Here is a 7,026-nt window from a genome sequence, read left to right as displayed (position 1 = left end):
TATGCAATCATTACAAGAACTTCAGGACGGGCACAAAGATGCTCGTCTGAGATTAAGCGACACCGTTAGTCACTATTCAGCTCAACGCGGTGCAGTTGCTCAGAAGATGATCAATGCCGGTCGCAGCCCGGCTGATGTTGAGCAACTGCTCGATTCTTTTGAAAGTCTGTGGGTGCCGAGCTTTGGGGCCGGATCCAGCCGCGCTGCGCCGAACATGGCCAGTCGTCGTGAATATGATGCAGCCTTGCGATCTGCAGTGGGTGCTGAAAGCTTTGACCGCTTTACCGCATCATTACGCGATTACAGATCAGCACAGCATTTGACCGCGGATATTAATGAACGCCTATACAAGGCTGGTGGTGCTGAGCTTTTTGATCGCTCCGAGGCCGAAGCTTCTCGCCTTGAAATCATGCGGGGCGATATCGTTAAAGCCGTTCGGGAAATGAACCCTACCGCTGATATCAAGGTCTTTTTACAAGGACTGGACGGTACAGCGCCAAGCGTGGATATGGATCCGCTGCGCGGAACTATCGCCATCGCGCTCGATAGTGACGGTTTTGACCCGGATAAAGCCGTGAATGTGGCGGTTTTTGAAGGCCTGACACACGTTCTTAATCAAAAAGAACGTGCAATTCTTGACGAGGCCTTCTCGACTTTTGATCAGGTTTCGCTCGATAATGGTAAGACCTGGCGGAAACTTGCACCCGGTGAAACCATAAAATTTCCACCGGGTGGCGAAAAAGATGGTATGGCCCAGCTTTTCGATGCTGAGGGCAACCGTTTGGGTGTTTTTCAGCATCGATCGACGGTTATCGAAAGCGAATTAACAGGAAAGCGAGCCGCACAAGCATTTGCTAAATACCGTACAGGACGTGACAAGCCGGGCCCGCTTGTTGAGCAGGCCCTCAAGCCCTTTAACCGGTTCTTTGAACGGGTTAACAATCTTGCACGGGGCCGCGGATTTCAGTCCGTCGAAGATATTTATCTCAAGGTAGCAGGTGGCGAACTAGGCACCCGGGCTGAAATCAAAGCCAGGCAGGATGGCGTTCGGCTTCCTCTCCCCGGGGATAACAAAGCGCTATACGACCATTCCCGGCAATCCATCAAAAAAATGAGCAACTTTGAGCTTGCCGCGGAAATCCGCTCCCAGCGAAAAGAAATCGATAAGGCCCGCAAAGATATGAAGTCTGTTCGCCGTCAGATTTTTGCCTATTCCTCTCCGGCGAAAAAACTAAGTTCAGCGGCAAATTTTCTGTCTAAAGGTGGTGATGATGCTTTCAAAAAAGATTTGAAAAACATCAACGAACTACAGCGCGGACTAGCTGCTATGATGGCTGAAAGCCGTCAACGAAGCAGCCAGCAATTTTCCGAGACAATGGGGATTCCACCAGAGCCACCTGCTCAACGCTATTCAGATCGGCTGGCCGCACAAATTTCCCAGGAGCTCAATTCTGCCCCTGGTCAGGAATTTGAAGGTAAACTCGCTAACTATGAAGTACGGCGATCCGAGGGCAATTATGATGTTGGAATTCGATCACAGCAATCCGCTGATTCGGTCAAAATCGGTGTCGCCGCGACCATTGGTGGGGCGGCGGCCCTGATTAATGCTGTCGAGCAAATAGGCTCAGGCCAGACCACGATGGAAGCCAATCGTCTGGCTGTAGAAGCTACCCAGGCAGGAACCGTCGGCAATCTGGATATCCGCAAAATTCTGGATTCTGGCCTTATCGATCCGGCCCTGAATGCCGCGATCAGTCAAAAAGATGTGCACGCCTTTGTTTATCCTCTGAAAACCGGTGATATCATTTTTCAGACCGATGATGGTCGCTGGCAGGCAGCCCGCTCGGAAAACTTTTTGAAATTTGTAAGCCAGGTCGGTGATCAGCATCTGCAAGCGGCCGCTGATGTTATCCGTGACAACGTGGTTAATCTTGACCAGGCGCCGAAGCGCACGCGAGATCTGGGAATGGCACCGGCTGAACCGGTGATGCCGACGGCCAACCAGCGAGAAAACACCCCAGCGGATGAGATCGGGAAACCCTCTATGGCGGCCTCGATCGGGGGTAAAGCGATGACCGTTGGGGAAGGTAAGGCAGACAAAATAGCCTTCAAAAAAGACCTTGAAGGCTTGACCAATGATCAGCTGGTGGCCAATCTGCGAAAAACTCAAGAAAAAAGCGGTCAGATTGGCAATTCGGCCCCTCGTGTTGAGTTACAAGAACGTCGGTCGCTCAAGCGTGCCGAAACCGCTTTGCTCGAAGTGATGAACAGTCGCGGGATCGATACCAAACCCTTTTCTTCACAAACGATCAAGTCACAAACCACCTCAGCTCAAAAAACCGGCCCTAAACGATAACCGGATGGCCATGGTAAAAGCCCTGCTTCCTTTGCAGGGCTTTTATGCCTTTAAATTTTGAGGTTACTGGTCAGCAATATTGGCCTCGCCAAACCGATATAACGCAACACCTCTAGCGGATCATGCCTCCTCACTATGTTGAGGCAGGTGGCGGTGCTCCTTGCTTTTCCAGGTCTCGATCAAGAAGTGTGCGATACACGGCTTTGCACGTTGGCAATGAGCCGAATAGAGAGTATAATTGGCTCATATAATGATCCGAATAGCTGGATTATTTGGCTCATACGAACAAGGCCAAGCAATGTCATGGATATGGGAAGATACGAACTGGACGAACTTCCGCTGGGATCGTGAAGAATTGCGCATCCTTCTGCCGGCAATATATCGGCAACAAGGCCAACTTTCTGGCCTGGCAAGGGCCCAGGGGAATTCTGATCAATCAGCACTAAATGCTTTGCTTGAAAATATCGTGCAATCATCTGCGATCGAGGGGGAAAACCTTGATCGTGAATCAGTAAAGTCGTCACTGGCGAACAAGCTTGGCCTTGTAGATGACGAACGTGGCCGCAGTACAGACAAGTCTGATGGCCTTGTTGAGATGATGCTTGATGCTGTTACCAACGTTCATGAACCTCTTACTGAAGAGAGGTTGTTCAAATGGCACCGGCAGCTTTTCCCCGAGAACGAATTTCGGATTGAAAAAATTGATGTCGGGAAGTATCGGTCTGAGGGCGTGATGCAGGTGGTGTCATCGCGGCCATCTCATATGCCTGTGGTTCATTTTCAAGCGCCACCAGTCGATCGCGTTAATCAGGAAATGGTTGATTTCATCACCTGGTTCAATGAAAGCGCGGGCGATCCGTCGCTTGATCCAATTGAACGTGCTGCTCTTGCACATTTTCGGTTTGTTACCATTCATCCTTTCGATGATGGCAATGGCCGTATTGGTCGAGCGATCGGAGATTTGGCACTTGGCCAGGCTGATCCTGAAAGCATCCGTTTATATGCGATGTCTGCGGGCATCGCAAAGGACCGCAAAGGATATTACCAGGCGCTGGAAAATGCCCAGAAAGGTGGTGCAAACCTCTCTGGCTGGGTTAACTGGTTTGCCAGGACTTTGGATAAATCCCTTGGTCTTGCTTGCGAGCGCATTGATCAAACACTGACCAAAACCAGGTTTTGGGAACAGCATCGAGAGACGCACTTAAACCCCGAACAACAAAAAGCACTAAATAAGCTGCTAGATGGAAAATTTCCGGACGGTTTGAGTGCTTCAAAATATGCAGCTTTTGCTCAAGTCAGCAAAGCTACGGCAACACGCCACCTGACTGACCTGGTTGAGAAGGGTTGCCTCAAAATCTTTGGGGGTGGTGGTCGATCAACGCGCTACGCTGTTCGCAACCAGGAAAGCATGCCGATACAACCGCTATCCGTGGATATCACCCATGATGCAGCCCTTAAAAAGCGGGTGCTCACGGAGTTAACCGCCCTGCCCTCATCAAGGTTGGCTGAAATCGAGCAGGCCACCAGAGGACGTTTGAAGGCGATTGAAGAGCAGCCAAAACCATCGCGCCTTGAGCTTCAGGAAAAGCGTGGTCTGATTGCGGGTCTCAAATTGATTGACCAGGTAAGCCAGGCAAGTATGCGGTCTCCGGATAAGCCGGTTTCGACCATAAACCAGATCAATGCTGTTAAGGGTGGTTTCAGGCAGCGTTAACCGCTCTGCCCACCCTCAAAGTTGCATCCATACCCTGAAGCCCTTTACCTCAATGGCAGAGGATGGTTTTTCCAAATCTCATAAAAGGTTCGATAGTGATGAGCATGTTGCTTAGCTCATAATGTCCTGTATATTGCACATTATTAGATTTTATGCTTATAATGTCTGGTATATTATACATTCACCTATGGTTCATCATGATGACGCTCTATGATATTGGCAGGACAATTCGGGAAACACGCAAATTTCGCAAAATGCGTCAGGAAGATCTGGCCCGGGATGCCGGCATTGCCCGATCAACGCTCAGTGCACTTGAACGTGGCCATATCCAGGAGCTCGGATATAGCAAAGTCCATCTATTGCTGTCCTTGCTTAATCTTGAAATCAAAATCGGCCCGGCAAATCATTATCGGCCGACGTTAGAGGACTTGATGGCAGAAGATGATTAAAGTCTGGAGTGATCTCATTCTTTCTGGTCGGCTAGACCGATTAAATGATCGCGGCACGACCTTCTCCTACGATCCTGGCGCGGATCCCTTACAGGCCGTTTCCGTAACCATGCCTGTCAGGTTGCAGTCATGGGACGCGCGGCAGGGATTGTTGCCGATCTTCGAAATGAACCTGCCTGAAGGCTATCTTCGGGACCGGATATCGCGGCAATTTGCCAAGTCCCTGGGGAAGTTTGATGACTTTGACCTGCTCTCGGTTATCGGTCGCACCCAGATGGGGCGTTTGCGCTACAGCGGCATACATGAAAAACCCGATGAAGATGTCCCGTTTCAGGCGATTGATGACATTCTTAAAAGTCGTCGCGATGGCGAACTGTTTGATTATCTGCTTGAAAAATTCACCAGCTATTCCGGCATTAGTGGCGTGCAGCCGAAAGTGCTGGTTCGCGATAATATGAGCGATGCGGGCACCCGGATGTCACCGAGTTTTCGCGGTGCAACCCATATCGTCAAGCTCTGGGATCCCCGAGAATATCCCGAACTGGCCGCGAACGAATTTTTCTGCCTGATGGCGGCCGCCCGGGCAGGACTTGATGTGCCCCGACATCGTCTGTCTGAAGGCGGCGAAGCTCTCGTTATTGACCGGTTCGATCTCAAAGAAGATGGCCATTACATCGGCATGGAAGATTTCTGTGTTCTGAATGGTAGAAACACAAACCGCAAGTATGACGGCAGCTATGAAAGTGCTGTCATGAAAAGAGCGGCCGATTTTCTTGGGCCGGAAGAATGGTCGAGGCAGGGGCCGGATCTGTACAAATTGATTGTTCTCAATTGCATTCTCCGTAACGGCGACGCTCATCTCAAGAACTTTGCCTTGCTTTACGATGATGTGAACGGCCGTCTTCGTCTTGCACCAGTCTATGATGTGGTTACAACTACTGCCTATCTCCCCAAAGACCAAATGGCGCTGGTCATGAATGGCAGTTCCAAATGGCCTGATCGTCAGAGGCTGACCGATCTGGGCCGCCGGGCCGGGCTCTCCGCTCAAAAAGCAGGAGATATCATAGATCAGGTTGCGCAAGCTGCGGCGTCAACACGTGCTGACCTCGCTGAACACGTTAACCAGTCACCAGCTTTTAGAGATATTGCGCCGCAGATCGCAGCAGCCTGGGAAACCGGTTTGAAGGACTCTGCTTTAAGCGACGACCTGATTCACGCAATGCCGGAAACAGCGCAGCCTCTATGCGTTGATATCACCCATGATGTAGCCCTTAAAAATCGGGTGCTGGCGGATATAACCGCCCTGCCCTCATTCAGAGTAGCTGAAATAGAACAGGCCACCAGAGAGCGTTTAAAGGAGCTTGAGGAGCTGCCAAAACCATCGCGCCTTGAGCTTCAGGAAAAGCGCGGTCTGCTAGCAGGGCTCAAATTGATTGACCAGGTCAAACCAGGCGTTTCACAATCTTCTGACACGCCGGGGTCGCAGTCAAAAAAGACTAATGCTCTTAAGGGTGTTTCCCGTCATTGCTTTACTCAGAAATTTTAAGCGCCTGGTATCGTAAACTTCTTCTGCCCTTCTTGATATAATTCGAATTGTCTGTATAGGTTCATACATCTTTCGAAAGGCGCTGTTAGGTCCAATCCCATTTTGCCAATAGTAATAAGGCCAAAATAGAGTGATTCTCATTTTACTGAAGAAATTGTCCTTGTTTCCTGTCGCATCAAGGTGTTTACGGTAAAAAATGATCTTTTCTAAACTCAATGAAGAGCTTGGATCGCTGTAGGAAGCTGTATGCCCAATACGTCTCAGTCTATAATATAATAGTAAATAGCTGATAGTGCACGTTTTCGCTGCTTTCATCGCGTTCTTGTATGCGACGAAAAACGCGATTCCAAAAAATATATAAACAATAGTAAAATCCTTGAACGTATCGGAGACCATATTTGATAATGGACCATATATTCCATCGCGAAAGTTCTGATATGGGCTCAATATTGACTGCAGTATCTGCAAGTCATCAAAATTAAATCCGTTTTCGGCGACACTCAAAAATGCGTAAAAAACTCCCAAATATGCCGTCCATTTGGCCAAAAGGGTTCCGATCGTCAGCGGGGTATCTGATGCTTCCCTTTTTCTGCAGAGCGATAAAGCAAACAACAGTAAGTATAATTGTAACTTCAAGGTGCACCTGCCACGGAGTGTTTCGTGATTTTTAGCAGCTAGCTGATAGGGGAAATAGCATAAATGCTACAGTTTAGTTATTAAAGTCCGTTCTCATGTGGGACTCACGGCTACGGAAATTTGATGTATCGACGGCCACACTTAACAGTAAGACCACTTGGCATGTTGACCCAGCTAAGGTTTTATTGCTTAAACGTTTACCAACTCTCTTGGTCACTCGCCATTATGCAAAAGGCGACAAAGCTTTACCAGAAGGGCCTTAACTGGGTGCAAGTAGCAAAAAATGTAGGGGTGTCAAAGAGCACGTAAGCGTCCCCTCACGGCT

The 7,026-nt window shown here is 49.3% G+C and carries 4 protein-coding genes; all 4 read left to right on the top strand.

All coding sequences use genetic code 11. The features are described from left to right. The first annotated feature begins 1 nt into the window (after position 1). The 4 genes from THS27_RS23075 (at position 2) to THS27_RS23060 (ending at position 6,065) form a co-directional block, all read left to right on the top strand. Complete coding sequence (locus tag THS27_RS23075) at positions 2-2,356, top strand: hypothetical protein (protein WP_139835714.1); 2,355 nt, start codon at positions 2-4, stop codon at positions 2,354-2,356. Between the two features lie 250 nt (positions 2,357-2,606). Then, complete coding sequence (locus THS27_RS23070; protein ID WP_210402995.1) at positions 2,607-4,070, top strand: Fic family protein; 1,464 nt, start codon at positions 2,607-2,609, stop codon at positions 4,068-4,070. Positions 4,071-4,267: 197 nt separating this feature from the next. After that, positions 4,268-4,519 carry a helix-turn-helix domain-containing protein gene (locus tag THS27_RS23065; RefSeq protein ID WP_168184984.1) on the top strand — a complete coding sequence of 84 codons (252 nt, stop codon included), beginning with the start codon at positions 4,268-4,270 and terminating at the stop codon, positions 4,517-4,519. Further along, positions 4,512-6,065: a type II toxin-antitoxin system HipA family toxin gene (locus tag THS27_RS23060; RefSeq protein WP_085594904.1), complete on the top strand. Its 1,554-nt coding sequence runs from the start codon at positions 4,512-4,514 to the stop codon at positions 6,063-6,065. The genes THS27_RS23065 and THS27_RS23060 overlap by 8 nt, the downstream gene beginning before the upstream one ends. Positions 6,066-7,026 lie beyond the last annotated feature (961 nt).

Origin of the sequence: Thalassospira sp. MCCC 1A01428 (genome assembly GCF_002115825.1) — a bacterium.
Classification (GTDB): domain Bacteria; phylum Pseudomonadota; class Alphaproteobacteria; order Rhodospirillales; family Thalassospiraceae; genus Thalassospira.
This window is presented reverse-complemented; position numbering and strand designations above follow the sequence as displayed.

Coding starts and splice junctions, on each gene's coding strand:
- THS27_RS23065 (WP_168184984.1), top strand. CDS start 4,268: ATGATGACGCTCTATGATATTGGCAGGACAATTCGGGAAACACGCAAA.
- THS27_RS23070 (WP_210402995.1), top strand. CDS start 2,607: ATGATCCGAATAGCTGGATTATTTGGCTCATACGAACAAGGCCAAGCA.
- THS27_RS23075 (WP_139835714.1), top strand. CDS start 2: ATGCAATCATTACAAGAACTTCAGGACGGGCACAAAGATGCTCGTCTG.
- THS27_RS23060 (WP_085594904.1), top strand. CDS start 4,512: ATGATTAAAGTCTGGAGTGATCTCATTCTTTCTGGTCGGCTAGACCGA.